Annotated in this window: 25 protein-coding genes; 9 read left to right on the top strand and 16 right to left on the bottom strand. The window is 63.6% G+C overall.

Going from position 1 to position 23,962, the window contains the following annotated elements:
* Positions 1 to 32: 32 nt before the first annotated feature.
* The 3 genes from BLT50_RS03660 to BLT50_RS03650 form a co-directional block, all read right to left on the bottom strand.
* Positions 33 to 524 (bottom strand): DUF6869 domain-containing protein, encoded by a 492-nt coding sequence (locus BLT50_RS03660; protein ID WP_090026537.1) that lies wholly within the window; start codon positions 522 to 524, stop codon positions 33 to 35.
* 111 nt (positions 525 to 635) lie between these two features.
* On the bottom strand, positions 636 to 1,244 hold the full coding sequence (locus BLT50_RS03655) for a hypothetical protein (protein WP_090026536.1): 609 nt from the start codon (positions 1,242 to 1,244) through the stop codon (positions 636 to 638).
* A gap of 4 nt (positions 1,245 to 1,248) precedes the next feature.
* Positions 1,249 to 2,856 carry a peptide chain release factor 3 gene (locus tag BLT50_RS03650; protein WP_090026534.1) on the bottom strand — a complete coding sequence of 536 codons (1,608 nt, stop codon included), beginning with the start codon at positions 2,854 to 2,856 and terminating at the stop codon, positions 1,249 to 1,251.
* Positions 2,857 to 2,990: 134 nt separating this feature from the next.
* Between BLT50_RS03650 and BLT50_RS03645 the strand changes: the two genes are divergently transcribed.
* Positions 2,991 to 3,242 carry a DUF7218 family protein gene (locus BLT50_RS03645; RefSeq protein ID WP_090026532.1) on the top strand — a complete coding sequence of 84 codons (252 nt, stop codon included), beginning with the start codon at positions 2,991 to 2,993 and terminating at the stop codon, positions 3,240 to 3,242.
* Between the two features lie 4 nt (positions 3,243 to 3,246).
* On the opposite strand, the gene BLT50_RS03640 is transcribed toward BLT50_RS03645, so the two are convergent.
* The gene (locus tag BLT50_RS03640; RefSeq protein WP_090026530.1) at positions 3,247 to 4,440 is read right to left on the bottom strand and encodes an FAD-binding domain-containing protein; all 1,194 of its coding nucleotides are present in this window, start codon (positions 4,438 to 4,440) and stop codon (positions 3,247 to 3,249) included.
* A 174-nt stretch (positions 4,441 to 4,614) separates the two neighbouring features.
* Here BLT50_RS03640 and BLT50_RS03635 point away from each other — a divergent pair, with 174 nt between their 5' ends.
* Together BLT50_RS03635 and clpX are read left to right on the top strand one after the other, a co-directional pair.
* Positions 4,615 to 5,244, top strand: a complete 630-nt coding sequence (locus BLT50_RS03635; RefSeq protein ID WP_090026528.1) for an ATP-dependent Clp protease proteolytic subunit — start codon at positions 4,615 to 4,617, stop codon at positions 5,242 to 5,244.
* A 132-nt stretch (positions 5,245 to 5,376) separates the two neighbouring features.
* Positions 5,377 to 6,642, top strand: a complete 1,266-nt coding sequence (clpX, locus tag BLT50_RS03630) for an ATP-dependent Clp protease ATP-binding subunit ClpX (RefSeq protein WP_090026526.1) — start codon at positions 5,377 to 5,379, stop codon at positions 6,640 to 6,642.
* Positions 6,643 to 6,705: 63 nt separating this feature from the next.
* Here clpX and BLT50_RS03625 read toward each other — a convergent pair whose 3' ends face one another.
* On the bottom strand, positions 6,706 to 7,155 hold the full coding sequence (locus BLT50_RS03625; RefSeq protein ID WP_090026524.1) for a hypothetical protein: 450 nt from the start codon (positions 7,153 to 7,155) through the stop codon (positions 6,706 to 6,708).
* 187 nt (positions 7,156 to 7,342) lie between these two features.
* Between BLT50_RS03625 and BLT50_RS03620 the strand changes: the two genes are divergently transcribed.
* The 3 genes from BLT50_RS03620 to BLT50_RS03610 are packed head-to-tail and all read left to right on the top strand — an operon-like array spanning position 7,343 to position 8,536.
* On the top strand, positions 7,343 to 7,726 hold the full coding sequence (locus tag BLT50_RS03620) for an NADH:ubiquinone oxidoreductase subunit NDUFA12 (protein ID WP_090026522.1): 384 nt from the start codon (positions 7,343 to 7,345) through the stop codon (positions 7,724 to 7,726).
* 4 nt (positions 7,727 to 7,730) lie between these two features.
* The gene (gene mlaD, locus BLT50_RS03615; protein ID WP_090026520.1) at positions 7,731 to 8,186 is read left to right on the top strand and encodes an outer membrane lipid asymmetry maintenance protein MlaD; all 456 of its coding nucleotides are present in this window, start codon (positions 7,731 to 7,733) and stop codon (positions 8,184 to 8,186) included.
* The gene (locus tag BLT50_RS03610; protein WP_090026518.1) at positions 8,183 to 8,536 is read left to right on the top strand and encodes a DUF2155 domain-containing protein; all 354 of its coding nucleotides are present in this window, start codon (positions 8,183 to 8,185) and stop codon (positions 8,534 to 8,536) included. The genes mlaD and BLT50_RS03610 overlap by 4 nt, the downstream gene beginning before the upstream one ends.
* On the opposite strand, the gene aat is transcribed toward BLT50_RS03610, so the two are convergent.
* From aat to BLT50_RS03590, 4 genes are all read right to left on the bottom strand, one after another.
* Positions 8,500 to 9,156: a leucyl/phenylalanyl-tRNA--protein transferase gene (aat, locus tag BLT50_RS03605; protein ID WP_090026516.1), complete on the bottom strand. Its 657-nt coding sequence runs from the start codon at positions 9,154 to 9,156 to the stop codon at positions 8,500 to 8,502. The genes BLT50_RS03610 and aat overlap by 37 nt on opposite strands.
* 81 nt (positions 9,157 to 9,237) lie before the next feature.
* Complete coding sequence (accC, locus tag BLT50_RS03600) at positions 9,238 to 10,587, bottom strand: acetyl-CoA carboxylase biotin carboxylase subunit (RefSeq protein ID WP_090026514.1); 1,350 nt, start codon at positions 10,585 to 10,587, stop codon at positions 9,238 to 9,240.
* 10 nt (positions 10,588 to 10,597) lie between these two features.
* Positions 10,598 to 11,092, bottom strand: coding sequence for an acetyl-CoA carboxylase biotin carboxyl carrier protein (gene accB / locus BLT50_RS03595; protein WP_090026512.1), 495 nt, complete (start codon positions 11,090 to 11,092; stop codon positions 10,598 to 10,600).
* A 168-nt stretch (positions 11,093 to 11,260) separates the two neighbouring features.
* Entirely contained in the window at positions 11,261 to 11,803 is a 543-nt protein-coding gene (locus tag BLT50_RS03590; RefSeq protein WP_175491385.1) for a LuxR C-terminal-related transcriptional regulator, read from the bottom strand.
* 75 nt (positions 11,804 to 11,878) lie between these two features.
* Here BLT50_RS03590 and BLT50_RS03585 point away from each other — a divergent pair, with 75 nt between their 5' ends.
* Both BLT50_RS03585 and BLT50_RS03580 read left to right on the top strand, forming a co-directional pair.
* Positions 11,879 to 13,402, top strand: coding sequence for a class I adenylate-forming enzyme family protein (locus tag BLT50_RS03585; protein ID WP_090026510.1), 1,524 nt, complete (start codon positions 11,879 to 11,881; stop codon positions 13,400 to 13,402).
* Positions 13,399 to 14,202: a 3-hydroxybutyrate dehydrogenase gene (locus BLT50_RS03580; RefSeq protein ID WP_090026508.1), complete on the top strand. Its 804-nt coding sequence runs from the start codon at positions 13,399 to 13,401 to the stop codon at positions 14,200 to 14,202. The genes BLT50_RS03585 and BLT50_RS03580 overlap by 4 nt, the downstream gene beginning before the upstream one ends.
* A gap of 12 nt (positions 14,203 to 14,214) precedes the next feature.
* Here the strand turns inward: BLT50_RS03580 and BLT50_RS03575 are convergent, their stop codons facing one another.
* The 7 genes from BLT50_RS03575 to BLT50_RS03545 all read right to left on the bottom strand — a co-directional run bounded on the left by BLT50_RS03575 (position 14,215) and on the right by BLT50_RS03545 (position 22,418).
* Positions 14,215 to 14,988: a lysophospholipid acyltransferase family protein gene (locus BLT50_RS03575; protein ID WP_175491384.1), complete on the bottom strand. Its 774-nt coding sequence runs from the start codon at positions 14,986 to 14,988 to the stop codon at positions 14,215 to 14,217.
* A gap of 180 nt (positions 14,989 to 15,168) precedes the next feature.
* Positions 15,169 to 17,118, bottom strand: coding sequence for an acetate--CoA ligase (gene acs / locus BLT50_RS03570; protein ID WP_090026504.1), 1,950 nt, complete (start codon positions 17,116 to 17,118; stop codon positions 15,169 to 15,171).
* A gap of 93 nt (positions 17,119 to 17,211) precedes the next feature.
* Positions 17,212 to 17,967 carry an ABC transporter ATP-binding protein gene (locus BLT50_RS03565; RefSeq protein ID WP_090026502.1) on the bottom strand — a complete coding sequence of 252 codons (756 nt, stop codon included), beginning with the start codon at positions 17,965 to 17,967 and terminating at the stop codon, positions 17,212 to 17,214.
* Positions 17,968 to 17,979: 12 nt separating this feature from the next.
* Positions 17,980 to 18,735, bottom strand: coding sequence for an ABC transporter ATP-binding protein (locus tag BLT50_RS03560; protein WP_090026499.1), 756 nt, complete (start codon positions 18,733 to 18,735; stop codon positions 17,980 to 17,982).
* A gap of 12 nt (positions 18,736 to 18,747) precedes the next feature.
* Entirely contained in the window at positions 18,748 to 19,950 is a 1,203-nt protein-coding gene (locus BLT50_RS03555) for a branched-chain amino acid ABC transporter permease (protein ID WP_090026497.1), read from the bottom strand.
* A gap of 4 nt (positions 19,951 to 19,954) precedes the next feature.
* Positions 19,955 to 20,965 (bottom strand): branched-chain amino acid ABC transporter permease, encoded by a 1,011-nt coding sequence (locus BLT50_RS03550; RefSeq protein WP_090026494.1) that lies wholly within the window; start codon positions 20,963 to 20,965, stop codon positions 19,955 to 19,957.
* Positions 20,966 to 21,071: 106 nt separating this feature from the next.
* Positions 21,072 to 22,418 carry a substrate-binding protein gene (locus BLT50_RS03545; protein ID WP_090026492.1) on the bottom strand — a complete coding sequence of 449 codons (1,347 nt, stop codon included), beginning with the start codon at positions 22,416 to 22,418 and terminating at the stop codon, positions 21,072 to 21,074.
* A gap of 224 nt (positions 22,419 to 22,642) precedes the next feature.
* Here BLT50_RS03545 and BLT50_RS03540 point away from each other — a divergent pair, with 224 nt between their 5' ends.
* Positions 22,643 to 23,956, top strand: coding sequence for an XRE family transcriptional regulator (locus tag BLT50_RS03540; protein ID WP_090026490.1), 1,314 nt, complete (start codon positions 22,643 to 22,645; stop codon positions 23,954 to 23,956).
* Positions 23,957 to 23,962 lie beyond the last annotated feature (6 nt).

Below are 23,962 nucleotides of genomic sequence, written 5' to 3'. Positions count from 1 at the left end.
GCCTGTGCCCTTGGATTGCGCAAGATGGCCTGTCAGGCCGGTGGAAGAGGGTCGCCCGCATCGAGATCCGGCCCGTCGGCGCGCGCGGCCTCGATCCGGGCCCAGACAAACGGGTTGGCATCGCGCTGCCAGACGCCGGACAGGGCAAATCGAAAGCGGGCGGACCCTGCGGCCTCCTGTTCGATCGCGGCGATCAGGTCGGGGCCGTGCTGCACGATCAGATCCTCGAGCGGGCCGGCCGCGACCAGCGCGATATCGTCGGGCGTGGCGCATATGCGGATCAGGTCGCGGACAAGTTCGAAAGCGATGTCGGGGTGTGTTTCGCACAGTGCATCGCTCAGCGCATAGGTCCATGCATCCGGGTGGTCGCGCAGCGCCTCTTCCGATGGGTCGTCGTCTGCGGTGTCGCGCAGATAGCCTAGCAACCTTTGCGCCAGGCGGTCCAGCGGTAGGTCTCCTGGCGGAAGGCTGTCGGCATCCACGGACAGGGCCTTGGCCACAAGATCGCGGGAAAGCATGGTCATTCGGGCATCCTTTGACTGCGTCCTGGCAGAATGGCGCGCGCGCCGCCGCCGCGCAACCGGTCAAACCCATGGGGACGAACGGAAAAAGCCCCCGTTTCGCCTTTGAAGCGGTCAGCCGGCACTGTGATGCAGGATCGGGCGAAAGCCCGCACCGAGGACCGCCACGATCGGCTTGGGTGTCAGAACCTCGACCATGCCCCGCGGTGTTTGCCGCGGGCTGCCATAGCCCGAGGGGGCATAGGGGCGGACCGCATCGGGCGTGACAAGATGCGGCACGTCATCCAGCATCATGAACGTGCCGGGCGGCAAGCTGCCGGCGGGGGCGGTTTGGCGGATTTGGTTTCTCGTGCGGGTCACGCGGTGGCGGTGCAGATGGCGGTCGATCGCCGCGGCGTTGGCGACGGGGCCGTGCACCGCTTCCCAAACCGCGCGGAATCGCAGGTAAACCGCGCGGCGGCACTCGGCGCATGGACGATGGCCGGCAGCAAGGGCGACCGCCTCGTCCAGAAAGAAAAGTTCGGTATATGCGCCCGGCTTCATCACCGGCCGGCGCCGTCCCTTGAAATCCAGCACGCAGCACACCCAATTCTGGTGCCGCCAGCGCGCTGTCCCGAGTTGGCGGTCGTCGTCATGCAGGATGCCGCGATTGCCCATGAAAAACCCGCGCGCCGGGTTTGCGACGATCTCGCCTGTGGGCAGGACGCGGTTCTGCAGGGGCATGGCCCTAGACCATCATTTCCTTGGTCGCCGACAGTTTCACGTCCGGGTAATCGCGTTCGATCCGGTCGATATCCCATTGCAGGCGGGTCAGGTACACGATGTCGCCGTCATGATCGTGGGCGATGTGCTGCTTGTTGGCGGCGGTGAACTTGTCGACCGCGTCCCTGGGGCCGGTGACCCAGCGTGCACTGGTGAATTGCGAGGATTCGAACCGGACGGGCAGGCCGTATTCCAGCTCGATCCGGCTGGCCAGAACCTCGAATTGCAGCGCGCCGACGACCCCCACGATAAAGCCCGAACCGAACGAGGGCTTGAACACCTTGGCGGCGCCTTCCTCGGCGAATTGCATGAGCGCCTTTTCAAGATGCTTGGCCTTCATCGGATCGCCCGCGCGGCAGGTTTGCAGCAGTTCCGGCGCGAAGGACGGGATGCCGGTGACGCGAAGGGCCTCGCCCTCGGTCAGGGTGTCGCCGATGCGAAGCTGACCGTGGTTCGGAATGCCGATGATGTCGCCGGCCCAGCCTTCCTCGGCCAGTTCGCGGTCGGAGGCCAGGAACATCACCGGGTTCGACACGGTCATCGGTTTCTTGCTGCGCACATGGGTCAGTTTCATTCCGCGCTTGAAATGCCCCGAGGCCAGCCGGACAAAGGCCACGCGGTCGCGGTGCTTGGGGTCCATGTTGGCCTGCACCTTGAAGACAAAGCCCGAAACCTTTGTTTCATCAGGGGAAATCTGGCGCGGTTCTGCCGATTGCGGCTGCGGCTCGGGGCCGTATTCGGCAATCCCGTCCATCAGTTCCTTGACCCCGAACGAGTTGATGGCCGAGCCGAACCAGATCGGCGTCATGTGCCCTTCGAGCACCGATTGCGGATCGAGCGCGGGCAGCAATTCGCGCGCCATTTCGACCTCTTCGCGCAGCTTTTCCAACAGGTGCGCGGGGACGTGTTCGGCCAGCGTGGGATCGTCCAACCCGTCGATCTGGATGGATTCCGCCACCTTGTTGCGGTCGGCGCGGTCCATCAGTTCCAGCCGGTCATGCAGCATGTCGTAGCAGCCCAGGAAATCGCGCCCCATGCCGATGGGCCAGCTTGCCGGGGTCACGTCGATGGCCAGCATTTCCTGGATTTCGTCGATGATTTCGAACGTGTCGCGGCTTTCGCGGTCCATCTTGTTGCAGAAGGTCAGGATCGGCAGGTCGCGCAGGCGGCAGACCTCGAACAGTTTCTGCGTCTGGCTTTCCACGCCCTTGGCGCCGTCGATCACCATGATCGCCGCGTCCACCGCCGTAAGGGTGCGATAGGTGTCTTCGCTGAAATCCGAGTGGCCGGGCGTGTCCACAAGATTGAATCGGAACGTCTTGAAATCGAACGACATTGCCGAGGCGGAGACCGAAATCCCGCGGTCCTGTTCCATCTTCATGAAGTCCGAGCGCGTGCGTCGCGCCTCGCCCTTGGCGCGGACCTGTCCGGCCATCTGGATCGCGCCACCGTAAAGCAGGAACTTTTCCGTCAAGGTCGTCTTGCCCGCATCCGGGTGCGAGATGATCGCAAAGGTGCGGCGCCGCGCGATTTCGGGCGGCAGGTCGGGGCGGTTTGAAGCGGCGTCAAGCATGTGCGCGCATATAGAGCCGCATCACCCGGCGTGCAATGACTCTTGGCAGGGTCGGGGCCACGCGCATGGACGGCTGTAGCCTTCGGACTAGTGTCATGAAGTGATCGCACCGAAACCGGAAAGGAGCGAGAGCCATGCCAAATCCCAGCATCAAGGACGAAGACACCTACGAGGCATTGCGCGACAAGGGCTATTCCAAGGAAAAATCCGCGCGTATCGCGAATGCGCAGGCATCCAGGGATCAGCACCCGTCAAGAAAGGGCGGCAAGGCCGCGCCTTACGAAGAGTGGACGAAAGACGCGCTCTATCGGCGCGCGCAGGAGCTGGATGTCGACGGCCGCAGCGACCTGACAAAGGACGAGTTGATCGCCGCCCTGCGCGGCTGACGCCCTAGCGCGCGGGGAGGTTCAAGGCGGCCAGCAGATCGGGGATGTGTTCCTTGAACCGGAAAAATCCATGCGTGGCGTGGGGCCATGCCCTGGCGTCGAAATCGCGCAGACAGCGCAAAAGGGGGCGGTCTGCCTGAACGGCACCCAGCATTTCCGAAACCGGGCCGACAGGGGCATAGGGCGTCACGACCTGTTCCGTGCCCGCCTCTTCGACCCAGGCGCGCAGGTCGGTGGCGTCCTCGATCACGCTCACCGCGCCCAGTCTTTCACCCCATCGCGCCTGCACGTCCTGCAGCGCCTGCGCGGCGAAAGCATGGACATTTTCGGACACTGCCAGCGGGCTGCGCTGCGCCGTGGCGCGCACCAGCGCCGTTGCGACGGGGCGCAGGCCGCGATCGAACAGGAAACCGGGGCTCAGATCGTCCTCGTGCAGGATCAGCGCGCTCGGGCGCGCCATGTCGGGCGTATCGCCCGTCGGCGCGGGCAGGGGCGGCGGGTTGGGCGGGCCGTCAAGCGCAGGGGCATCCGGTGCAAGGCCCTGTGGGCGGAACCGCTGCCCGGTGAATTTGGCGATGTTCGACTGCCGCGCGAGGTATGTCTTGCCCCTGGTCTGCAAGCCCTCGACCCAGCGCCAGGACAGCGTGTTCGACGCCGGATCGCCGTCCAGTAGGTGGCGCAGGAAGAAATCGGCGCCCAGTTGCCATGGCAGGCGCAGGGTGAAAACCCAGATCGACGCGAACCACATGCGCGCGTGGTTGTGCAGATAGCCGGTTTGCGCCAGTTCGCGTGCCCAGGCATCGAAGGCGTCAATGCCCGTCTGACCCAGGCAGGCCTGTTCCCAGGTGCGGCGCAAGCCGGTTTCCGATTGCACGCGGTCCCAGGCGCGCAGGACACCCGCGCGGTAATCCAGCCAGACGGACGGGCGCATTTCCAGCCAGCCCTTCCAATAGGTGCGCCAGAACACCTCGGCCACGAACTTGTCGGCCGCACGGGGGGAATGGCGGCCCAGCACCGCTGCCAGAACCTCGGGTTCGGTCAGCAGGCGATGGCGGATGTAGGGTGACAGCGTAGACACGTTTTCGTGTTTGCCCGCCCCGTGGTCATAGTTGCGCAGCCGGGCATAATCGGCCCCGGCGCGCGGAACGAAAGCGTTGAGTTTTTCAAGCGCGGCTGTGCGTGTCGCGGGAAAATCCATCTGTCCGCCCTGTTGCAACGTTACGGAAGCGGACAGCTAGGACGTGCCGGCCGGGCGACAAGCGCGGATGCAATCTGGTCCGCGCCCCCTTGCAGCCCCTTGGGCGCAACACTAAGACTCCGTTAGGAAGTGAAAGCTAATCATCAGCGACAAACCTTAAGCAGGCGGGCGGAAATGAAAGATCCTCTAGACATTTACATGAACACTCTGGTGCCCATGGTGGTCGAGCAGACGAGCCGGGGCGAGCGCGCCTATGACATCTTTTCGCGCCTCCTGAAGGAACGCATCATTTTCGTGAACGGCCCGGTTCATGACGGCATGTCGTCGCTGATCGTGGCGCAGTTGCTGCACCTTGAGGCGGAAAACCCGTCCAAGGAAATCTCGATGTACATCAACAGCCCGGGCGGCGTGGTGACCTCGGGGCTGTCGATCTATGACACGATGCAGTACATCAAGCCCAAGGTCAGCACGCTGGTGATCGGGCAGGCGGCGTCGATGGGGTCGCTGCTGCTGACGGCGGGCGAAAAGGGCATGCGGTTCAGCCTGCCCAACAGCCGGATCATGGTGCACCAGCCCTCGGGCGGCTACCAGGGCCAGGCGACCGACATCATGATCCACGCCGAGGAAACGCTGAAGCTGAAGCGCCGGCTGAACGAGATCTACGTGAAACACACCGGTCAGGATCTGGAAACGGTCGAGGCCGCGCTGGAGCGCGACAATTTCATGAGCCCCGAAGACGCCAAGGCATGGGGCCTGATCGACGAGATCGTCGCAAGCCGCAACACCGGCGAAGACGACAAGTAACACAGGTGCCGCACCCCGCCGGTGCGGTATAAATTTCGCATTGTCGGCGCTGGGCGGCTGTTCTAGGCTTGTCCCAGCGCAAGACACCGGCTTTGGCCGGCTCACTGCACGACGAGGCCCGAAAGGTACGACATGGCGACGAATTCCGGCGGCGACAGCAAGAACACCCTCTATTGCAGCTTTTGCGGCAAGAGCCAGCATGAAGTGCGCAAGCTGATCGCAGGCCCTACGGTGTTCATCTGCGACGAATGCGTCGAACTCTGCATGGACATCATCCGCGAGGAAACCAAGAGCGCGGGGCTGAAATCCACGGACGGCGTGCCGACGCCCAAGGACATCTGCGACGTGCTGGACGATTACGTGATCGGCCAGGCGATGGCCAAGCGCGTTCTGTCCGTCGCGGTTCACAACCACTACAAGCGTTTGAACCACGCCGCGAAATCCAGCGATATCGAGCTGGCGAAATCCAACATCCTGCTGATCGGTCCGACCGGTTGCGGCAAGACGCTGCTGGCGCAGACGCTGGCGCGCATCCTCGATGTGCCGTTCACCATGGCCGATGCCACCACGCTGACCGAAGCGGGCTATGTCGGCGAGGATGTCGAAAACATCATCCTCAAGCTGCTGCAGGCGTCCGAATACAACGTGGAACGCGCGCAGCGCGGCATCGTCTATATCGACGAGGTCGACAAGATCACGCGCAAGTCGGAAAACCCGTCGATCACCCGTGACGTTTCGGGCGAGGGTGTGCAGCAGGCGCTGCTGAAGCTGATGGAAGGCACGGTTGCCAGCGTTCCGCCGCAAGGTGGCCGCAAGCATCCGCAACAGGAATTCCTGCAGGTCGACACGACGAACATCCTGTTCATCTGTGGCGGTGCCTTCGCGGGCCTTGACCGGATCATCGCGCAGCGCGGCAAGGGCAGCGCCATGGGCTTTGGCGCCGATGTGAAAGACCCCGATGCGCGCCGGGTTGGGGAGCTTTTTGCCGAGCTCGAACCCGAAGACCTGCTGAAATTCGGTCTGATCCCCGAATTCGTCGGCCGTCTGCCGGTGATCGCGACCCTGGAAGACCTGGATGAGGATGCGCTTGTCACCATCCTGACCGAGCCCAAGAACGCACTGGTCAAGCAGTACCAGCGCCTGTTCGAGCTGGAAGACGTGCAGCTTACCTTTACCGACGACGCGCTGACCGCGATCGCCAAGCGCGCGATCCAGCGCAAGACAGGGGCGCGGGGCCTGCGGTCGATCCTGGAAGACATCCTTCTGGACACGATGTTCGAGCTTCCCAGCCTTTCGGATGTGCAGGAAGTCGTGGTGAACGAAGAGGCGGTGACCTCGGACGCCAAGCCCTTGCTGATCTACTCGGACAAGAAAAAGGAAGGCGCGAACGCGGGGTAAGACCGCCGCCATCGCCAAACAAGAGGGGCCGTCAGGCCCCTTTTTCGTATCCGTGATGGGGGATCAGAAATCGTTGGTGCGTATCTTGTCCTCGATATCCTTGATCATGGCGTCCATCCCGATGTCTTCGATGCCGAGTTGGCCCCTCTCGTCCTTTTGCCGCATCTTCAGGGCATCGAGGCTGTGACCCACGCGGGGGTCGGGGCCGGTGTGGATGCCCGCCGCTTGCAGAGCCATGTCGCGCTGGGATTTGTAGGCATCCCGTCGGGTGGTGGCAGGTTCTTCGCTTTCCCGGGTCGGGACCGGCACGAATTTGGCGCCCTTGCTGCCGGTGACCGACGCGGGCAAGCCGGACGTTCCGCCACCGAATCCGGCCATCAGGCTTTGTGCCTTCGACGGTTCGAACCATGCCTTGTCGACCCCGAAGTCCTGAAGTGCGCCGCTTTTCGCGGCGATCCCGCAAAGTCCAGCACCCGTTGCGCCGACCACGGCGATTGCCAACCTGAAACTCATTACGCGTCCTTTCGCATCATCAACGCCACACAATCGGATGCAGCGCGCCCTGCGTGACATTTGGATCAGGCGTAATTGGGGCGGCGCAGGGGAAAAGCCTTGTCGGCCAGGGCGCGCAACCCCGGTTTCGCACTGGACGTTGCAGCCCGAATGCGCCATATCAGGGGCGATATTTTCGGAGGCACCCATGGGCATCACCACCTTTATCAAGCGCATCTTCACTTGGTGGAACGGCCAAACCCTTGGCACGCAACTCTACACGTGGCGCAAGGGTGTGAAAGTCGGCGAAGACGAGCAGGGCAACATCTTTTACCGCTCGCGCGACGGCAAGCGCCGCTGGGTGATCTTCAACGGCGAGGTCGAGGCGAGCCGCATCAGCCCCGATTGGCACGGCTGGCTGCACCACACCTTCGACGAGGCGCCCAGTGAACGCCCCCTGCAGCACAAGCCATGGGAAAAACCGCATCAGGAAAACCTGACGGGCACACCGCTGGCCTATGCGCCGGCAGGGTCGATCCGGCGCGCGCAACCGGCCGAACGTCGCGATTACGAGGCCTGGAGCCCGGAATAAGACCATGTCGCATTCCTCCACCGAAATCCTGGTCGGCGGCGCGGTTCTGGCGGCCGCCATCGGCTTTGTGGTCTATACGGGGCAGACGACCGGGTTTGCCACCTCGACCGCGGGCTACCCGCTGTCGGCGTCCTTCCGGTCCATCGAAGGTGTCAATGTAGGGACCGACGTGCGCCTGGCCGGGGTCAAGATCGGCACCGTGACCGACATTGCGCTGAACCCGCAGACATTCCGGGCGGACACGACTTTTTCGGTCGCGAACGGGATCGAAATCCCCGACGACAGCGCGGTGATCGTGTCGTCCGAAGGGCTGCTTGGCGGGAATTTCGTGGAAATCATGCCGGGTGGCTCTCCGTTCAACCTGGAGCCCGGATCCGAGATCGAGGATACGCAAAGCTCGGTCAGCCTCGTGTCGCTGCTGCTCAAATTCGTATCGGGCAACGGGGGCGAAGGCCAATGAGGGGGCTGCTGCTGGCCGGTTTGCTGCTGGCGGCAAGCACAGGCTGGGCCGAAGCGGTAAGTCGGGGCAATGGCGCGATCCTGCGCGTGCTAGACAAGCTGACAGGCGAGTTGCGCGATGTTGAGCTGCCCAATGGCGGCGCGGCGTCGATGGGGCGTTTGCAGCTTGAACTGGGGGAATGCCGCTATCCCGAGGGCAACCCTTCGGGTGATGCCTATGCGTTCGTAACCGTGCGGGACACCGATGGCGAACCGGTCTTTTCGGGCTGGATGATCGCGTCGTCCCCTGCGCTGAACGCGCTTGACCATCCGCGCTATGACGTTTGGGTCATCCGGTGCAATACGCTGTGACCGTCGCCTGACAGGTCGTGGCCGTTGAAATCGGCATCCCCCTCCAACGCTTCGGCCAGCCGCGCGCGGTATTCGGCGCGCGGGATTTCCACGCCGCCGAGCGACGCCAGATGCGGTGTCAGGAATTGCGTGTCGAACAGGGTGAAGCCGCAGCGCCGCAGGTGATCGACCAGCCAGGCCAGCGCGATCTTCGAGGCGTCGCGCCGGCGCGAAAACATGCTTTCCCCAAAGAACGCGCGTCCCAGCGTGACGCCGTAAACACCGCCGATCAGATATGTCCCGCTTTCATCCCAAACTTCGAGCGAATGGGCACGGTTCAGATCGAACAGCGACATGTAAAGCGTACGGATACGTTCGGAAATCCAGGTTTCCTCGCGGTCGGCGCATCCGTCCACGACGCCCGCAAAGTCGCGGTCGATGCTGACGCGGTAGTCGCCGCGCCTTATGGCGCGGGCCAGGCTGCGCGAAATGTGGAACCCGTCCAGCGGAATGACCCCGCGCCGTCGCGGATCGACCCAGAACAGGTCCGGGTCGCTGCGCGTTTCGGCCATCGGAAATACCCCCGCCGCATAGGCGTGGAGCAAAAGGTCAGGGCTGATGTCGGGGTCATCGCGCGGCATGAGCCCGAGTCTGCCTGAACGCACCCGGAATGGCGAGGGGGATCGCGTCCGGGTCGATCCCTGGATGACCCGGACGGCAAATCATGCCTGCAAATTCGCCTCGAGCCAGCGTTCCAGCCAGTGGATATTGTAATTTCCACTGAGAATGTCGGCTTCTTGCAGCAGCGCGTGGAACAGCGGCACGGTGGTGTCGACGCCGTCCACGATCAATTCGCCCAATGCACGGTTGAGACGCGACAACGCCTCGGGGCGGTCGCGGCCATGCACGATCAGCTTGCCGATCAGGCTGTCGTAGTAGGGTGGGATCCGGTAGCCGTCATAGAGTGCCGAATCCATACGCACGCCCAAGCCGCCGGGGGCATGGTATTGCGTGATCGTTCCGGGACAGGGGGCGAAGTTCGGCAGCTTTTCGGCGTTGATCCGTACCTCGATTGCGTGGCCGTTGATCTGCAGATCGTCCTGGGTAAAGGACATCGGCAGCCCTTCGGCGACGCGGATCTGTTCGCGCACGAGGTCGACACCGAAAATCGCCTCGGTCACGGGGTGTTCGACCTGAAGGCGCGTGTTCATTTCGATGAAGTAGAACTCGCCGTCTTCGTAGAGGAATTCGATCGTGCCGGCGCCGCGATAGCCCATTTCGGCAATCGCGTTGGCGCAGATGCCGCCGATGCGCGCGCGTTCCTCGGCGCTGATGGCGGGGCCGGGGGCTTCTTCAAAGACTTTCTGGTGACGCCGTTGCAGAGAACAGTCGCGTTCGCCCAGATGCACCCCGCCGCCCTTGCCGTCGCCGAATACCTGGATTTCGATATGGCGCGGCTTTTGCAGGTATTTCTCGATATAGACCTCGTCATTGCCGAAAGCGGCCTTGGCCTCCGAGCGCGCGGTCTGGAAGGCGCGTTCCATCTCGGCCTCGTTGCGGGCGACCTTCATGCCGCGCCCGCCGCCACCGGCGGTCGCCTTGATGATCACCGGGTATCCGAAATCGGCGCCGATCTTTTTCGCGGCGGCCACATCGGGCACACCGCCTTCGGAGCCGGGCACTACAGGGATGCCCAGTTTCTTGGCGGTGTCCTTGGCGGTGATCTTGTCGCCCATGATGCGGATATGTTCGGCCGACGGCCCTATGAAGGTGATGCCGTGATCTTCGACGATCTGGACGAAATTGGCATTCTCGCTGAGAAAGCCGTAACCGGGATGGATCGCCTGCGCGCCCGTCACCTCGCAGGCCGAGATGATCGCCGGGATCGACAGATAGCTTTCGGTGCCCGAGGGCGGGCCGATGCAGACCGATTCGTCGGCCATGCGGACGTGCATCGCGTCGGTATCGGCCGTGGAATGCACGGCGACCGACTGGATGCCCATCTCACGGCAGGCGCGGATGACGCGGAGCGCGATCTCGCCGCGGTTGGCGATCAGGATCTTGTCGAACATGATCGCGGCCTCACTCGATGATCATCAGGGGCGCGCCATATTCCACCGCGCCGCCATCTTCGACCAGGATGCGCTTGACGGTGCCGCCGCGGGGGGCGGGGATATGGTTCATGGTCTTCATGGCCTCGATGATCAGCAGCGTGTCGCCTTCGGCCACCTTGTCGCCCACGCTGACGAATGACGGCGCGCCGGGCTCGGGCTGCAGGTAGACCGTGCCGACCATGGGCGAGGTCACGGCGCCAGGGTGGCTGGCGGGGTCCGCTTCGGCGGCTGGTGCTGCGGCGGGGGCTGCGGCTGCCGGGGCCGCTGGTGCGGCCACCGGGGCGGGCGCGGCGGCTGCGACCTGCGTCACCACTTGTGCGCCACCGCGGCTGACGCGGACATTCAGGCTGTCGTTCTCGCCGTATTCGCGCATCACCTCAAGCTCGTTGAGATCGTTTTCGCGCAGCAGTTCCGCCAGTGCCTGGATGAAAGTCACGTCGGCATCATGGGTCTTTTTGTTCATCGGTGTCCTCGCCGGTTCTGTCCGTCGGGCGCATCGTGATGGCCCGGCCTCTGGCCGCCGCTTATAGGGGATAGCTGACCCGACGAAAAGCGGCGGTTTCGGCTGAATTTGGGGGTTTTGGCCCCGGATTGCGAGGGGAAAAGCACGCGATCCGCGGCTTTTCGCGCCTCAGAGCGGCATGCCCGAAAGTTTCGCAACGAGTTCGGCCAGTTTTCTTGCGTGAAATTTCTCGAGCAATCGCGCGCGGTAGACTTCGACCGTGCGATAGCTCAGCCCGAGATCGCGGCCGATCTCTTTCGACGTCATGCCGCGGCAGGTCAGGATCGCCACTTCGCGTTCGCGCTGCGTGAGTTCGACAAGCGGGCGTTCGTCGGACAGATCGGCGAATGACCATATCCCGCGCCGGAATGGATCGTCGGGCGTCAGGCTTTGCCCGCGGACCCGGCACCAGAAAAGCTGCCCGTCCTGCCGCCGCATCACGCGTTCATCCGCATAGCGCCCGGTTTCGCGCATCACCGACAGCCCGCGCGCGCCGATGCGTTTGTAATCCTCGGGACTGGGGTAAAGATCGGCCACGGGCGTGTCGGTGTAATCGCCGGGCGCACCGCCGAACGCCTCGGCGAACAGGGCGTTGCAGCGCCGGATGATCCGGTTTTCCAGCAGGCACAGCCCGACCGGTGCGTTTTCGAAAACTGTCTCGGCGATATCCATGCCCGTATTTCTACCAATTGATTGCGGTGGGCTGCGATGGTTTTCTGAACCCGGACGAGGGAGGGAGCAAGCCCAATGAATATCGGTTTGTGGCTGCAACGCAGTGCGATCCGCTGGCCCGGACGGCCTGCGCTGTATCTCGGGACCGACCTGGTGGAAAATTATGCCGGGTTCGACGCCGCCGCGCGTGCGGTCGCGGGATGGCTGAGGGCGCAGGGCATCGCGCCCGGCGACCGGGTCGCGATCTTCATGAAGAACGTTCCCGACTATCTGATCGTGCAATATGGCATCTGGTATGCCGGCGCGGTGGTCGTGCCCATCAACGCCAAGCTGCACGGGCGCGAGGCCGCCTGGATCATCGAAAACAGCGGTGCGCGTATCGCCTTTGCCACGTCGGCCCTGGCGGAGGCCCTGTCCGAGGCTGATGCCCCGGCGCGGGTTATCGACACCGGGTCGGACATGTTCGCCCGCGCGCGCGCCCACATCCCGATCGATGGGGTGACGGAACGTGCCGCCGACGATCTGTGCTGGTTGTTCTACACATCCGGCACCACCGGCCGGCCCAAGGGCGTGATGATCACCAACCGGATGCTGATCAACATGGCGCTGGATTATCAGGTGGATGTGGATCGCGTCTCGGCCGAGGACACGGCGCTTTATGCCGCGCCGCTGTCGCACGGGGCAGGGATCTACAACCTGATGCATGTGCAGATGGGCGCGCGGCATGTCTGCCCTGTCTCGGGCGGGTTCGAACCGGGCGAGATTTTCGACCTCGCGCGGTATTTCGAGAGGGTGCACATGTTTGCCGCGCCGACGATGATCAAGCGGATGACGCTTGCCGCGCAGGAGATGGGCGAAACGGGCAAGGGCCTGCGCACCATCGTCTATGGCGGCGGGCCGATGTACGTGGCCGATATCGTCGAGGCCGTGGACCTGTTCGGCCCGATTTTCGTGCAGATCTACGGGCAGGGCGAATGCCCGATGGCGATCACCGCGCTGTCGCGCGAAGAGGTGGCGGATCGCGATCATCCGCGTTGGCGCGAACGGCTGGCCTCGGTCGGGCGGGCGCAGGCGTCGGTCATGGTGCGGATCGGCGATGCCGAGGGCCGCGAGGTGCCGCGCGGCACGCCCGGTGAAATCATGGCGCGCGGCGACACCGTCATGCCTGGCTACTGGCAGAACCCCGAGGCGACCGCCAAGACGCTGGTCGGCGGCTGGCTGAAGACCGGCGATGTCGGGTTCATGGACGAGGACGGCTATGTCACCATGCAGGACCGTTCCAAGGACATGATCATCTCGGGCGGCACGAATATCTATCCGCGCGAGGTCGAAGAGGCGCTGCTGACGCACCCGTCCGTGCAGGAGGTCGCCGTCGTCGGCCGGCCCGACCCGGAATGGGGCGAAGAGGTGGTCGCCTTCGTGGTTTGTACGCCTGGGCAACCGCTGACCGAGGCCGAGTTGGACGCGCATTGCCTTGCACAAATCGCACGTTTCAAGCGGCCAAAATCGTATTATTCGCTGTCAGAATTGCCAAAAAACAACTATGGCAAGGTTTTGAAGACAGAATTGCGCAAACGTCTGGAGGAGGGTGTGGCATGACGAATCTGAGTGGAAAAACGGCCCTTGTGACGGGCTCGGTGCAGGGGATCGGACTGGCGATTGCCGAGGCTCTGGCCGGGGCGGGCGCGCGCATCGCGGTGCATGGGCTGGCGGGCGACAGCCAGATCGACGAGGTCTGCACCCATCTGCGCGAAAAGGGCGCGCCGCAGGCCGAGTTCTTTCACGGCGACCTGCGCAATCCTGACCAGGTGGACGAGCTGATGCAGGCCGTCGCTGCGTGGGGCAGGGCGGATATCCTGGTGAACAATGCCGGTATCCAGAAAACGGCCGCATTAAAGGATGTGGGCCGGGACACCTGGGATGCGATCCTGGCGGTGAACCTGACGGCGGCGTTTCACACGATGCAGGCGGCAATGCCGTTGATGGCCGAACGCGGTTATGGCCGGGTGATCAACATCGCCAGCGTGCATGGGCTGGTCGCGTCGAGAGAAAAGGCGCCTTACGTGGCGGCCAAGCACGGGCTGGTGGGGCTGTCCAAGGTGGCGGCGCTGGAATATGCCGATGCGGGCAGCAAGCAGGCGGGCGGCGTGACGGTTAATTGCATCTGTCCGGGCTGGACGGAAACCGCGATCATCGAGCCGCAGGTCGCAGCGCGTGCCAAGGCCCATGGCGGGGATCGCGATGCCGGTATCGCCGATCTGCTGGCCGAAAAGCAGCCCAGCCGGCGCACCAGCGACCCGTCCGAAATCGGCGCGCTGGCGCTGTGGCTGTGCAGCCCGGTTGCCCACAATGTGACGGGTGTGTCCATTCCTGTGGATGGCGGCTGGACCGCGCAGTAACCAAAGCCGGGCTTAGCTGCCGTCGAAAACCGCCATCATCGCCGCGCGCAGCCGTTCGACATCCTGATCCACCGTGGCGGCGGGATCGCAGTGAAAGGGCGGCAGCACATCTATCCTGATCGTGCCGCTTTTGGGGAATACCTTGCCCCGTGGCAGCAGGGCGTCGGAATCGTGGATCACGATTGGACGGATCGTCCGCCCCGTTTCGCGCGCGACCATCACGGCGCCTGCCTTGAACGCGCCAAGCGATTGCGTGGCCGTGCGCGTGCCTTCGGGAAACAGCACGACGGATTGACGGTCGGGCATGTCCCGCACGGCGCGTGAAAGGGTTTCCATGGCCAGCTTTCCGCTTTTCCGGTCGATCTCGACCAGTCCGGCGCCCTTGAACCCGGTCCGCAGCAGCGGGGCGTCGCACAGTTCCTTCTTGGCGGCAAAGGTGAACCATTTGTTGTCGGGGACGACATCCATCAGGGCAAAGCCATCGAGATGGCTGCGGTGATTGATCACGATGATGCTGCCGGTATCCGTGCCAAGGGTCTGGCGATCTTGGTCCGACATCTCGGCGCGTATGCCGAGCAGCCACAGCAACCTGGAACAGGCCCGCTTCACCAAACGCCAGTACCACCCGCGAAACCCGCGGCGATGCACGCATAGCAGCGGCACGAAAGCGATGAACAGGAAATAGAACGGGCCAAAAAACACGAGGATCGCGCGTTTGACCAACCGGATCGGAGCCGGGTCGATGGCCACGGCATTCGATCCGCGGCGGTTATCTGGTTTTTCCATCGAAGCCTGGCAGGAATTGTCGACCCGCGGTCGCGTGAGGCCGTGGCCGCGGTGGCGGCACAACCGGCTGCCCGGGATGGGCGGCTGCGCTTCCATCGGGCATTTGTGCCGGAACCGCAATAAGAAAAGCCCCCGCCGGAAACGTATCCGGCGGGGGCCTTTAGTGCGTCAAGAATGGGGTCAGCCCCGGTTCATGCGGTTCTCGATCAGCTCGTCCACCACGCCGGGGTCGGCGAGGGTCGAGGTGTCGCCCAGGCTGCCGTAATCGTTCTCGGCGATCTTGCGCAGGATGCGGCGCATGATCTTGCCCGAACGGGTCTTTGGCAGACCGGGGGACCATTGGATCAGGTCGGGCTTGGCGATCGGGCCGATTTCCTGGCGCACCCAGTCGGACAGCTCCTTGCGCAGCTCTTCGGTCGGGGTTTCCCCGGACATCAGCGTGACATAGGCGTAGATGCCCTGGCCCTTGATGTCGTGCGGATAGCCCACCACGGCGGCTTCGGCGACCTTGGAATGGGCGACCAGCGCGCTTTCGACCTCGGCGGTGCCCATGCGGTGGCCCGACACGTTGATCACGTCGTCGACGCGGCCGGTGATCCAGTAATAGCCGTCGGCATCGCGGCGGCAGCCGTCGCCCGAGAAGTAATAGCCCTTGTATTGCTGGAAATAGGTCGCCTGGAACCGGTCGTGATCGCCCCAGACGGTGCGCATCTGCCCCGGCCAGCTGTCCTTGATGCACAGCACGCCTTCGGCCTCGGTCGTGGTGATTTCCTTGCCGCTTTCGGTTTCCAGGATGACCGGCTGCACGCCAAAGAAGGGCAGGGTGGCCGATCCCGGCTTGGCCGCGGTCGCGCCGGGCAGCGGGGTGATCAGGTGGCCACCGGTTTCTGTCTGCCACCAGGTGTCGACGATGGGGCAGTTGCCCTTGCCGACGACGTCGTTGTACCAGTTCCACGCCTCGGGGTTGATCGGCTCGCCCACGGTGCCCAGCAGCTTGAGATCGCTGAGGTCGTATCTTTCGACGAACTCGTTTCCCTGGCCCATCAGCGCGCGGATGGCGGTGGGGGCGGTGTAGAACTGGTTGACCTTGTGCTTTTCGCACACCGCCCAGAACCGGCCGGCATCGGGATAGGTCGGAACGCCCTCGAACATCAGCGTGGTCGCGCCGTTGGCGAGCGGGCCGTAGATGATGTAGCTGTGTCCGGTCACCCAACCCACATCAGCCGTGCACCAGAAGATGTCACCGTCGTGGTAATCGAACGTGTACTGGTGCGTCATCGCGGCATAGACGAGGTAGCCGCCCGACGTATGCACCACGCCCTTGGGCTGACCGGTGGATCCCGAGGTGTAGAGGATGAACAGCGGATCTTCGGCGCTCATTTCCTCGGGCGGGCAATCGGCGCTGACTTTTTCGGCCTCTTCGTGCCACCAGAAATCCAGGTCGCGGCGCCATGCGATCTGATCGCCCGTGCGTTGGACGACCAGGCATTTCACGTCCGTGGTGTCATGCAGAAGCGCCTGGTTCACGTTGTCCTTGAGCTTGGTGCGGCGGCCGCCGCGCGGGGCGGTGTCGGCGGTGATCACCAGCTTGGCGTCGCAGCCGTTCACTCGGGCGCCCAGGGCGTCGGGCGAGAAGCCCGCAAAGACGATCGAATGGATCGCGCCAATGCGCGCGCAGGCCAGCATGGCATAGGCGGCCTCGGGGATCATTGGCAGGTAGATGACGACGCGGTCGCCCTTGCCGATGCCGAGGTTCTTGAGCACGTTCGCCATCTTCGAGACTTCGGCGTGCAGTTCCTTGTAGGTGATGTGCTGCGCGTCGTCGCCCGGCTCGTCCGGTTCCCAGATGATCGCGGTCTGATCGCCGCGCGTGGCCAGGTGGCGGTCGATGCAGTTGGCCGCGACGTTCAGCGTGCCGTCCTCGAACCATTTGATCGAAACGTCACCGAAATTGTAGTTCACGTCCTTCACGCGGGTGAACGGCTTGATCCAGTCGATGCGCTTGCCGTGCTCGGCCCAGAAGGCTTCGGGATCGTCGATCGATGCCTTGTACATCTCGGCGTATCTGGCCGCGTCCACATGGGCATTCGCCGCGAATTCCGGGGCGGGGGGATAGGTCTTGTCAGACATGGTTCGTCCTTCTGTCCCTTGGTCTTTCCTGATTTTCGATTATGGGCCCGCCCGACACAAGCCTTGCGGCCGGGGGCGGGCAGGCCCTGGCCGTCAGATGGCCAGGTATTCCGCGCGCAGTTCCTCGTTTTCGAGGACTTCGGCGGCGGCTCCGTCGAACACGACCGACCCGGTGTCGAGAATGACCGAACGGTCGGCCAGCTCAAGCGCGCGAACGGCGTTCTGTTCGACGATCACCGTGGTGATGCCCTGTTCCTTGATCAGGCGCAGCGTCTTTTCGATCTCGTCCACGATCACGGGTGCCAGACCTTCGTAGGGTTCGTCAAGCAGCAGCACCTTGATGTCGCGGGCCAGCGCCCGCGCAATGGCCAGCATCTGCTGTTCGCCGCCCGAAAGGGTGACGCCTTCCTGCTTGCGGCGTTCGCCCAGGCGGGGGAACAGCTCGTACAGGCGTTCGATCGACCAGCCGATCGGTGGGGCGATCTGGGCGAGCTGCAGGTTTTCCTCGACCGTGAGGCCGGGGATGATGCGGCGATCCTCGGGCACCAGCCCGATGCCAAGCTGCGATGCCTGGTGGCTGTTCTTGAGGTGCAGCGGCTGGTGATCCAGCCAGACCTCGCCATGGCTGATCTGCGGGTCGTCCAGCCGGGCAATGGCGCGCAGGGTCGATGTCTTGCCTGCGCCGTTCCGGCCCAGAAGGGCCAGGATTTCGCCCTCGTGCACGTTGAAGCTGACGCCCTGCACGATGTAGCTTTCGCCATAATAGGCGTGGATGTCCCAGACCGAAAGGTAGGCGGGGGCGGTTTCGGCCAGGTTCTTGCCCTTCGAAAAATCGGGTTTGACGTTCATGTCCGGCCCTCCTTACGCGGTTTCGCCTAGATACGCTTCGCGCACCTTGGGGTTGCCCTTGATGTTCTCGGGCGCATCTTCGACCAGCGGCGTGCCCTGCGCCAGGACGGTGATCCGGTCGGCCAGGCTGAACACCACATGCATGTCATGTTCGATGATGCACATGGTGATGTCGCGCTTTTCCTTGATCTCCTTGAGAAGATCGATGGTGTTGTTGGTGTCGGCGCGCGCCATGCCGGCGGTCGGTTCGTCCAAAAGCAGCAGCTTCGGTTCCTGCACCAGGCACATCGCCATTTCCAGGCGGCGCTTGTCGCCCCGGCTGAGGCTGGCGGAGTGCATGTTCCGCTTGTCGGCCATGTTGAGGTCTTCCAGCATGAGCAGCGCTTTTTCCATGATCTGCTTTTCGTTCTGCACGCCCTCGATCGCGTGCATGCGGAACGCCCCGTCGCGCTTGGCAAAGCAGGGGATCATGACGTTTTCCAGCACGCTCAGGTCGCCGAAGATCTCGGGCGTCTGGAACACGCGGGAAATGCCCATCTGGTTGATTTCGAACGGCTTGCGCCCCAGCACCGACTGTCCGTTGAACATGACCGATCCGGTGTCGGGGATCAGCTTGCCCACCAGGCAGTTGAGCAGCGTGGACTTGCCCGCGCCGTTCGGGCCGATGATGGCGTGCACCGTGTTTTCCGCCACGCTGAGGTTCACATCCCCCAGCGCCTGCAGACCGCCGAAGCGCTTGTTGACGCCCTTGACTTCAAGGATACCCATTGGTCCCTCTCCTTATTCTGCAGGTTGCTTGGCTTTGGACTTGTCGTCCTTGGTCGCCTTCTTGCGGCTGAAAAGCCGCATGATGCGCTGTCCGCCTTCGACAAGGCCGCCGGGCAGGAAGATCACGACCAGCATGAACAGGATGCCCAGGGTCAGGTGCCAGCCCTTGCCGATGAAGGGATGGATGATCGCCACGGTCAGGTCTTCGATCCCGTCCGGCATCCAGGCGAACCAGCCATGCAGGACGTTGTCGTTGATCTTCGAAAAGATGTTCTCGAAGTACTTGATCATGCCGGCGCCCAGAACGGGGCCGATCAGCGTGCCGGCGCCACCGAGGATCGTCATCAGAACGACCTCGCCGCTTGCGGTCCACTGCATCCGCTCGGCGCCCGCCAGCGGGTCCATCGACGCCATCAGGCCACCGGCCAGGCCGGCATACATGCCCGAGATCACGAAGGCCGCCAATGTGTAGGGGCGCGAGTTCAGGCCGGTATAGTTCAGGCGGTTCTGGTTCGATTTGATCGCCCGCAGCATCATGCCGAAGGGCGAGCGGAAAATGCGGATCGCGAGGTAGAAGGCGACGAGCATCACGATCGCGCAGACATAGTAGCCTGCCGAGAATGTGAAGCTCCACGGGCCGATCACGAGATCGGTGGCCGAGCGCATTTCAAGCCCGAACAGGTTCGTCACCGGGATCGAGCCGTCAGCGGTGGCCGAGGTGCCCAGTATGCGCGGATCTTCCAGTGTCAGCTGAAGGCCGGTTTCGCCGTTGGTGATCGGCGTCAGAACCGAGTAGGCGAGTGCGAACGACATCTGCGCGAAGGCCAGCGTCAGGATCGAAAAGTAGATACCCGAGCGCCGCAGGCTGACATAGCCGATGACCAGAGCAAAGAGCCCGGCGATGACAACCGACAGGACGATGGCCGGGATGATGTTCATGCTGAGCAGCTTGAACATCCACACCGCCGAGTACGATCCCACACCCAGGAAGGCCGCGTGGCCGAAGGACAGATAACCGGTCAGGCCGAACAGGATGTTGAACCCGATCGCGAAGATCCCGAAGATCACGAAGCGCTGCATCAGGTCCGGGTAGCCCGCGTTGAACTGCGCAAGGCCGCTGTCGGTGGGGAACGGGTTCAGGATGAATGGGGCCAGCAGCGTCAGCAGCGCGACCACCAGAAGAAGAGTGGTGTCTTTTTTGTCGAGTCCGAACATGGGCTCAGTCCTCCATCACGCCTGCACGTCCCATCAGACCGCGCGGACGGGTCAGAAGGATGATGATGGCGACAAGGTAGATGATGATCTGGTTGATGCCGGGGATCGTGGTCGTTGCCCAGGTGGTCGAGGCAAAGCTTTCCAGGATACCGAGAACGAAACCGGCAAGCACGGCGCCGGGCAGCGAGCCCATGCCGCCCACAACCACCACGACGAAGCTGAGGACAAGGAAATCCATCCCCATGTGGTAGTTGGGCGCATTGATCGGCCCGTACATCACGCCGGCGAGGCCCGCAACGGCGGCCGCCAGCCCGAACATGATGGTAAAGCGCCTGTCGATGTCGATGCCCAGCAGCCCCACGGTTTCACGGTCGGCCATGCCGGCGCGAACGACCATCCCGAAGGTGGTGAACTGAAGGAATGCGAAGACACCGCCGATGATCAGCGCGGCAAAGCAGAAATACACGATCCGCCAGACCGGATAGACGACGCCGTCCATCAGCGTGGCCACGCCGGACAGAAGCTCGGGGGCCGGGGTCTGGATCGGGTTGGCGCCGAAATTGGCCTTGATGATCTCCTGCAGGACGATGGCAAGGCCGAAGGTCACGAGGATCTGGTCGGCATGGGGACGCTTGTAGAAATGCTTGATCAGGCCGCGTTCCATGACAAAGCCGATGACCAGCATGATCGGGATGGCGAAGAGGATCGCAAGCGGCACCGACCAGTCGATGATGGTGGCGCCGACATCGGGGCCGAACCAGCTTTCGACATAGGGTGTCTTGACCTTCAGCGGCTGGCCGAGAAAGTCGGTCTTGTCGGGGTCGATCGTCTCGAAGCTGAGATTCAGCAGGCGCTGCAGCGTGACCGCGCAGAAAGCGCCGATCATGAACAGGGCGCCATGGGCGAAATTCACCACGCCGAGCGTGCCGAAAATAAGTGTCAGACCCAGCGCGATAAGCGCATAGGCCGAGCCCTTGTCGAGCCCGTTCAGGATTTGCAGGATGATTGCGTCCATTGTCCCACCCTTAAGCCTGGGAGTGTGGATAAAGCCCAAGGCCCCGCAGGGCCGTCAGTGAGCTGTGCGAAAAGGGTGGGCGTTTCCGCCCACCCTTGTCTGGCGATCAGGCGCCGGGGTTGCAGGAGCCCAGAGCGCCGCCTGCGAACATCGGGTGATCGGGTGCGTATTCGACCTGCGCGCGGGGCGTGATCTGGACAACTTCCAGAAGGTCGAATTCCGAGGTCGGGTTTTCCTTGCCCTTCACGACCAGCACGTCCTTGAAGCACTGGTGGTCCTCGGCGCGGTAGAGCGTCGGGCCGTTGCCCAGACCGTCGAACTCGTAGCCTTCGAGGGCTTCGACGACGGCGCAGGGGTTGAACGAACCGGCACGCTGCACGGCATCCGCATAAAGCAGCGTCTGCACGTAGCAGGTATGCGCGGCCTGGCTCGGCGGGAAGCCATACTTGGTGCCGAACGACTTGACGAACGCCTTGGAGCCTTCGTCCTGCAGCGACCAGTGCCAGTTGGTCGAACCGACGATGCCCTTGATGTTCTCGCCGGCACCGCGTGCCATCAGGCGCGAGAAGAGCGGAACGACGATTTCGAAGTTCTTGCCGTTCACCTGCTTGTTGCGCAGGCCGAACTGAACCGCGTTGGTCAGCGAGTTGACCATGTTGCCGCCGTAGTGGTTCAGAACCAGCACGTCTGCGCCCGAGTTCAGAACCGGCGCGATGTAGGACGAGAAGTCCGTCGCGGCCAGCGGGGTCAGCACGTTTTCAACGGTTTCCCAGCCCAGCGCCTCGGTGGCGGCTGCGATGGATTCCTGCTGCGTCCAGCCCCAGGTGTAGTCGGCGGTCAGGTGATAGGCCTTGCGGTCATCGCCATAGAGCTCTTTCAGCACCGGCGCGAGTGCCGCGCCCGACATGTAGCCGTTGAAGAAGTGGCGGAAGCCGTTTGCCTTCTTGTCCTTGCCGGTCGTGTCGTTCGAGTGCGTCAGGCCGGCCATGAAGATCACGCCCGCCTCCTGGCAGAGGCCCTGAACGGCGATTGCCACACCGGAGGACGAACCGCCGGTGATCATGATGGCGCCGTCCTTTTCGATCATCGACTTGGCCGATGCGCGGGCTGCGTCCGACTTGGTCTGGGTGTCGCCGGTGACGTATTCCACCTTCTTGCCCAGGATGCCGGTCCCGTCGAGCGCCTTCGAGCTGAAGGTGCCCATCATGCCGCCGTCGCCGCCACCGTTCAGGTGTTCGACAGCCAGTTCATAGGCGCGCAGTTCGTCGGCGCCCTCGTCGGCATAAGGTCCGGTCTGGGGCACGTTGAAGCCCAGCGTGACCGAGCCGCCGGTCGGTTCGTTGGTAAATGCGCTGGCGGACGATGCGGTAAAGATCGTCGGCAGTGCGACACCGGCACCGACGCCGACACCGCTCTTGAGAACGCCACGACGCGTCAGATTGGTTTTGGACATGTAATCCTCCCGTTTCGTGAAAAGCGGGGGGCCTCCTCAAGCGTCCCCGCAGGCACAATTGTGCAAATGGATTATCGGGTCAGACAAGAAAACTTCGCAACAACTGCTTTTGAAGAAAGAATTTTTTTGTAAAGAATTGCACAATGCCATAGTATGCATTGTAAAGAAATTATTCCGCAGCGCAGAAAAGCGTTGATTTGTCACAAAAATGAGAGGTGCCGATCATGCCCCAGGGTCAGTTGACGGGCACGCGCATCCGCGAGCGTCGTGTGCGGCAGGGGATGCGGCAGGCCGATCTGGCCGCGCAGGTCGGAATTTCGGCCTCGTATCTCAATCTGATCGAGCACAACAAGCGCAGAATCGGCGGCAAGCTTCTGGTTGCCATCGCGCACGAGCTTTCGGTCGAGCCCGCGCAACTGACCGAAGGGGCCGAGGCGGCGCTGATCGCGACCCTGCGCGAGGCGCGGGCCGCCCATTCCGGCGCCGGCGCCGAGCAGGAGCGCGCCGAGGAATTCGCCGGGCGTTTCCCGGGTTGGGCCGAGGTTCTGGCGCGCAGCCAGAGGCGGGCCGCGTCGCTGGAGCGGACGGTCGAGACGCTCACCGACCGGCTGACGCATGACCCGCATCTCGCGGCGGCGCTGCACGAGGTGTTGTCCACGGTGACGGCGATCCGCTCGACCGCGGCGATCCTTGCCGACACCCGCGAGATCGAGCCCGAATGGCGCGACCGGTTCCAGCGCAACATCAACGAGGATGCCGCGCGGCTGGCGGAAAGTGCGCAGTCGCTTGTCACCTACCTGGACCGCGCGGGCGAAGCCGACGGAGGAGAGGCGGCCGCCCCGCAGGAAGAGCTGGACGCCTTTCTTGCGCAGATCGGGTGGCATGTGCCCGAGCTTGAAGACGGGCAGGCCGATGTCGAGGCGCTGATCGCAGGGGCGGAGACTTTGAAATCCGCGCCGGCGCGAGCGTTGGCGCGGGCGTGGCTCGAACGTTACGCCGACGAGGCGGCGCAGCTTCCGGCGCGTGACCTGATGCGCTGGTGCGAGGACAACGCCCCCGATCCGGGCCGGGTCGCGCGGGAATTCGGGGTCAGCGTACCGGTGGCCATGCGCCGGATTGCCAGCCTGGCGGCAGACGGACCCGCCGGGCGCATCGGGATGGTCAGTTGCGATGCCTCGGGCACGCTGATCTTCCGAAAGCCGGTGGATGGTTTCGCGGTTCCGCGGTTCGGGGCCGCCTGTCCGCTGTGGCCGCTTTTCGCGGCGTTGAGCCAGCCGATGACGCCCATCCGGCAGGTCGTGCAGCAGGCAGCGCGTGATGGTGGGCGGTTCCTTTGCTATGCGCTGGCATTGCCGCAGGGGGCACCTGATTTCGACGCGCTGCCCGTCCTCGAGGCGCATATGCTGATCATCCCGTTGGAGGGCGGGTCCGAGGCGCAGGCGGCGCCTGCGCGCGAGGTTGGGGTAGGTTGCCGGATCTGCCCGCGCATCTCGTGCGATGCCCGCCGAGAGCCTTCGATCCTTGCGGATGGGTTTTGACTTGGG

The organism is Lutimaribacter saemankumensis, assembly GCF_900100005.1.
GTDB lineage: Bacteria > Pseudomonadota > Alphaproteobacteria > Rhodobacterales > Rhodobacteraceae > Lutimaribacter > Lutimaribacter saemankumensis.
The sequence above is the reverse complement of the archived record's forward strand: the minus strand, read 5'-3'. Positions and strand labels throughout refer to the sequence as shown.

What these genes read in the sequence shown, in the direction of transcription:
- BLT50_RS03660 (WP_090026537.1), bottom strand. Translation starts at nt 524, where the DNA reads ATGACCATGCTTTCCCGCGATCTTGTGGCCAAGGCCCTGTCCGTGGAT.
- BLT50_RS03655 (WP_090026536.1), bottom strand. Translation starts at nt 1,244, where the DNA reads ATGCCCCTGCAGAACCGCGTCCTGCCCACAGGCGAGATCGTCGCAAAC.
- BLT50_RS03650 (WP_090026534.1), bottom strand. Translation starts at nt 2,856, where the DNA reads ATGCTTGACGCCGCTTCAAACCGCCCCGACCTGCCGCCCGAAATCGCG.
- BLT50_RS03645 (WP_090026532.1), top strand. Translation starts at nt 2,991, where the DNA reads ATGCCAAATCCCAGCATCAAGGACGAAGACACCTACGAGGCATTGCGC.
- BLT50_RS03640 (WP_090026530.1), bottom strand. Translation starts at nt 4,440, where the DNA reads ATGGATTTTCCCGCGACACGCACAGCCGCGCTTGAAAAACTCAACGCT.
- BLT50_RS03635 (WP_090026528.1), top strand. Translation starts at nt 4,615, where the DNA reads ATGAAAGATCCTCTAGACATTTACATGAACACTCTGGTGCCCATGGTG.
- clpX (WP_090026526.1), top strand. Translation starts at nt 5,377, where the DNA reads ATGGCGACGAATTCCGGCGGCGACAGCAAGAACACCCTCTATTGCAGC.
- BLT50_RS03625 (WP_090026524.1), bottom strand. Translation starts at nt 7,155, where the DNA reads ATGAGTTTCAGGTTGGCAATCGCCGTGGTCGGCGCAACGGGTGCTGGA.
- BLT50_RS03620 (WP_090026522.1), top strand. Translation starts at nt 7,343, where the DNA reads ATGGGCATCACCACCTTTATCAAGCGCATCTTCACTTGGTGGAACGGC.
- mlaD (WP_090026520.1), top strand. Translation starts at nt 7,731, where the DNA reads ATGTCGCATTCCTCCACCGAAATCCTGGTCGGCGGCGCGGTTCTGGCG.
- BLT50_RS03610 (WP_090026518.1), top strand. Translation starts at nt 8,183, where the DNA reads ATGAGGGGGCTGCTGCTGGCCGGTTTGCTGCTGGCGGCAAGCACAGGC.
- aat (WP_090026516.1), bottom strand. Translation starts at nt 9,156, where the DNA reads ATGCCGCGCGATGACCCCGACATCAGCCCTGACCTTTTGCTCCACGCC.
- accC (WP_090026514.1), bottom strand. Translation starts at nt 10,587, where the DNA reads ATGTTCGACAAGATCCTGATCGCCAACCGCGGCGAGATCGCGCTCCGC.
- accB (WP_090026512.1), bottom strand. Translation starts at nt 11,092, where the DNA reads ATGAACAAAAAGACCCATGATGCCGACGTGACTTTCATCCAGGCACTG.
- BLT50_RS03590 (WP_175491385.1), bottom strand. Translation starts at nt 11,803, where the DNA reads ATGGATATCGCCGAGACAGTTTTCGAAAACGCACCGGTCGGGCTGTGC.
- BLT50_RS03585 (WP_090026510.1), top strand. Translation starts at nt 11,879, where the DNA reads ATGAATATCGGTTTGTGGCTGCAACGCAGTGCGATCCGCTGGCCCGGA.
- BLT50_RS03580 (WP_090026508.1), top strand. Translation starts at nt 13,399, where the DNA reads ATGACGAATCTGAGTGGAAAAACGGCCCTTGTGACGGGCTCGGTGCAG.
- BLT50_RS03575 (WP_175491384.1), bottom strand. Translation starts at nt 14,988, where the DNA reads ATGGAAAAACCAGATAACCGCCGCGGATCGAATGCCGTGGCCATCGAC.
- acs (WP_090026504.1), bottom strand. Translation starts at nt 17,118, where the DNA reads ATGTCTGACAAGACCTATCCCCCCGCCCCGGAATTCGCGGCGAATGCC.
- BLT50_RS03565 (WP_090026502.1), bottom strand. Translation starts at nt 17,967, where the DNA reads ATGAACGTCAAACCCGATTTTTCGAAGGGCAAGAACCTGGCCGAAACC.
- BLT50_RS03560 (WP_090026499.1), bottom strand. Translation starts at nt 18,735, where the DNA reads ATGGGTATCCTTGAAGTCAAGGGCGTCAACAAGCGCTTCGGCGGTCTG.
- BLT50_RS03555 (WP_090026497.1), bottom strand. Translation starts at nt 19,950, where the DNA reads ATGTTCGGACTCGACAAAAAAGACACCACTCTTCTTCTGGTGGTCGCG.
- BLT50_RS03550 (WP_090026494.1), bottom strand. Translation starts at nt 20,965, where the DNA reads ATGGACGCAATCATCCTGCAAATCCTGAACGGGCTCGACAAGGGCTCG.
- BLT50_RS03545 (WP_090026492.1), bottom strand. Translation starts at nt 22,418, where the DNA reads ATGTCCAAAACCAATCTGACGCGTCGTGGCGTTCTCAAGAGCGGTGTC.
- BLT50_RS03540 (WP_090026490.1), top strand. Translation starts at nt 22,643, where the DNA reads ATGCCCCAGGGTCAGTTGACGGGCACGCGCATCCGCGAGCGTCGTGTG.